This window comes from Methylobacterium sp. B1 (assembly GCF_000333255.1).
Taxonomy (GTDB): domain Bacteria; phylum Pseudomonadota; class Alphaproteobacteria; order Rhizobiales; family Beijerinckiaceae; genus Methylobacterium; species Methylobacterium fujisawaense.
The window spans coordinates 10001-13806 of record NZ_BACT01000737.1 but is presented as its reverse complement, the minus strand read 5'-3'; the positions used below and the strand labels follow the sequence as shown (position 1 = coordinate 13806).

Annotated in this window: 2 pseudogenes; both read right to left on the bottom strand. The window is 72.3% G+C overall.

Features of this window, described 5'->3' with window-relative positions:
- Positions 1 to 2500: pseudogene (locus I53_RS21690) on the bottom strand (hypothetical protein); the annotation flags it as partial.
- Positions 2501 to 3788: pseudogene (locus tag I53_RS21685) on the bottom strand (autotransporter assembly complex family protein).
- Positions 3789 to 3806 lie beyond the last annotated feature (18 nt).

Here is a 3806-nt window from a genome sequence, read left to right as displayed (position 1 = left end):
GCGACCGGGCGGTCAGGGTCACGTCGCTGAAGGCGGGGCTGCCGTTGGCGAGGAGCCGGATCGTGTCGACCTGCTGGCCGGCGGCCACAAGCCGGTCGGCTTCGAGCCGCCCTTCGAGAACGGGATGCGCGCGCAGGTCGCGGCCCGAGAGATCCGCATCGAGACGCGCGAGGCTGGTCTCCCCGTATCGGAGCGCGGCTCCGGTGGCGCGGATGGCCGCATCCTGGCGGCCGCCGTCACGGGCGAGGGTCAGCGCGGCGTCGAGTCGGCCCGTGACCGGCTCCGGGACCAGGGGCGCGATGTCCGTCAGATCGCCGGCCCGCACGGTGAGCGCGCCGGCCGACAGCCACGTGTCGGCCGCGACCATGGCGTGGCCCGCGACGGCGACAGAGCCGAGATCCAGACCGAGCCGGTCGAGGACCCAATCGCCGCCGACGCGCGCGAGGTGGGCACCGCCCGTGAGCGCCTTGCCGGCGACGTCGCCGCTGAGTCGGACCGTTCCGTCCGGGGCGAGGAGCGCGTCCCGCAGGACCGCCTCGGCGCGCAGGTCCCGGATCGGCTTTCCCGCCGCGGTGGCGGACGGCGCCGTCAGAGCCGCGGTCACATCCGGATGTTCCAGGGATCCGGTCAGGCGCGCATCGATGCTGGCCTTGCCGGTGAGGCGTCCGTCGAGATCCGCGAGGCTCCTGAGATCGAGCCGCCCGGTGACATCCGCCCGGGACGCCGTCGCCTCGCCCTGCAGGGTCGCGGCGACGCCGGCCCCCTCCAGGCGCAGATGGTCGAAGCCGTAGCCGTCAAAGGTCTGGGAGACGCGCCCCTGAAGGGTCGGTGCGCGGCCGAGGGTGCGGTCGGCGGCCTGGATCCCGGTGACGAGGCCGCTCGTGGTCACCGCGAGGTCGGCCGCGATGGCCTTGCGCGCCGGATCGCCGCTCAGCCGCGCCTTGGCGTCGAGGCTGCCCGCAAGGCCCTGGCCCGCGAGACCCGAGAACACCGAGAGGTCCGGCAGGGCCGCGTCTACGGTGCCCGTCAGGGTGTTCTGGCCGACGCGACCGACATAAGTCGCCCGCGCCGTGTCGGAGTCGAGCCGGAGCGCCGCGATATCGACCACGCCGTCTGCGCCGGCCGAGGCGCGGAGCGTCACGTTGGCCCGGCTGCCGATCGCCCGGCGCAGGGCCGGGTCGGCGAGCTTCAATCCCTCGACCCGGCCGTCCGCCGTGATGGCGAAACGCTGCGCCGATGGGTCGCCCTGCGGGTCGATCCCGAGGCTGGCCTCGATCCGGTCCAGGCTGGAATCGCGGCTGCGCAGGGCAGCCGCGTCGAGGCGGCCCCGGACCGTCGGTGCCGCGAGCGGTCCCTTCAGGCTGCCGTCGAAGACGAGCTTGCCGATCTCGGCCTCGCCGGCCCGGGTGACGTCGCCCTCCGTGGGCAGGGCGCGGGCCTGGAGCGTCAGGTCGGCGACCCGGTCGCGGGTCAGGCTGCCGCCGGCGGCCAGACGCGCCGTGCGGGAGGTCAGTTCCAGCCGGTCGATCCGGAAGGCGCCGCTATCCGCGAAGGCGATGCCGCCGTCGAGCTTGGTGGTGCCGGCGAAGATCGCGGCCGCCGGGCCCGGCATCAGGCCCTCGATCCGTGCCGCGAGATCCAGGGCGAGGCGCCGCTCGGCCCCGATCCGGGAGATCTTCGCACCGCCCTTGGCACCGATGTCGGGTCCGGCCGTGAAGTCGAGCTTGGCCCCCCAGGCGTCCAACGTCCCGGTTCCATCAAGTTCGAAGTCGATTGGCGGCGTGCCGGGCAGGTTGGCCGCCTTCGAGAGCAGGCCGCCCGCCGGCTCCACGAGGTTCGCCTTCAGCTCGAGCCGCTCGCCGTTCGGCACGAACAGCAGCGACAGCAGGAAGCGGCCCGGCGCGTCGAGGCGCAGGGCCCTGGCCTGGAGGTCGAGCCCTTCGCTGGCGGCGCCGAGCTTCGCCCGGCCCTCCGCGGATAGCCGCGCCGGCTGCCCGGCCACCGCCTCGCCCAGCGTCAGCTCGGCCAGCTTGAAGCCCTTGATCTCGACCTTGACGGGCAGGTCCGGGAGTAGCCGGCCATCGGGCTTCGCTTCGGGCGGCGGTGGACCGGGGATCGGTCGCCGCAGCACGTCGAGATGCCCGATCTCGAGGCTGTCGACCTCCAGGCGTCCTGACAGAAGAGCGAGCCGGCGCCAGACGATGCGGGCCCGGTCGAGTTTCAGCCAGACGCCGTCGCGGTCGCTGATCGCCACGTCCCGGATGGTGGCGTCGGAGGACAGGGCGCCGTCGATGGCGCCGATCGCCACCCGGGACGAGGGCGTCGAGAGCGCCCGCGACAGGAGTCCGCCGAGCACGGACTTGTCCCCCTCTTCGGCGGAGGTCAGCGTAACGGCCCAGGGCAGCGCCAGAATCAGGCAGACCAGGACGAGGCCAAGCCACCGGCCGCCGCCGCGGTTCGGCGTGGCGCGGCGTCGCGTGAGTCCGGTCCGAAGAGCCATTCAGAACGCCTGTCCCAGGCTGAGATACAGGACGGCCGGCCGCACGTGCCCGCCCTTATAGGGATCGAGCGGGAAGGCGAGATCCGCGCGGATCGGGCCGATACCGGTGTAGTAGCGCAGGCCGATGCCCACGGATTTGCGGATCTTCTCATCGAAATCCGGCGTCGCCGAGGCGAAGGCGGTGCCCGCGTCGAAGAACGGCACCACGCCGATCGTGTCCGTGACCTTGATGCGCGCCTCGAGGGAAGCCTCGAGCAGGCTGCGGCCGCCGATCGGGAGGTTGTAGGGGCCGATTGGTCCGAGGGTCCGATACGGATAGCCGCGCACGGAGCCGCCTCCGCCGGCGAAGAACCGGAAATTGTCCGGGATTTCTCCCAGCGGCGCCCCGGAGACCGAGCCGAACCCGATGCGGCCGGCCAGGATCATGCGGGGCTTCGTCGTCCAGGGCGTAGTAGGTCGAGCCCTGCGCCTTGGCCACGACGATCCCGGGCGACGAGATCGCGCCGGGATAGACCGCCAGCGACGCGATCGCCCGAATGCCCCGCGTCGGGTCGAGGAGGCTGTCGGTGGAATCGTAGGTCACCGAGGCGGGGACGCCGATCAACCGGTAATTGACGGTACCGAGGGCATCCTTCGACCGGCCCGCCTGGGCGTCGAGCCCGATCTGCGCCGAGAACGTGTCCGAGAAGCGGTGGCGGATCGCCCCAGAGACACCGCCGCCATCCACGAGATAGCTCTGCTGCACCTCACGCGTGATGAAGGCGTTGGCCAGCAGATCGTTGCGTGTGCCCCACAGGGCCGGCTGGACGTAGGTCGCCGAGAGCCGTCCGCCGAGGCCGTTCGTGCCGATTCCCGCAACCTTGCGCTGGTTGGCGAAGGGGTCGTTGCCGAGGCCCAGATAGTAGATGTCGGCGTCCACCCGGAAGGACTCGCCGCCACCGAACAGGTTTCGATTGGCGTAGTAGGCCCGCACGCCCGGCCCGTCGACGGTGGAATAGCGCGCCGAGACACCCACGAGGTTGCGCTCGCGTTCGGTGACCTCGACGAACAGCGGCAGGTTTCCGTCGGCGTCGAGCGCCGTGCCCTCGCGGACGCGCACGCCGCCGATGCCCTCGATCCGCGCCACCGACCGGCGGATCGCCGCCACCGCCTGGGGCGAATACGGGTCGCCCAGTTCGGCATAGATGAAGGAGCGGATGGTCGCCGGGTCGATCCCCGGTGCGCCGCTCACCGCGACCGGACCGAGACCTGCGACCGGGCCCGGCGCCACCGTGAAGGTCACGTCCATGACGTGGGCGGAATCGTC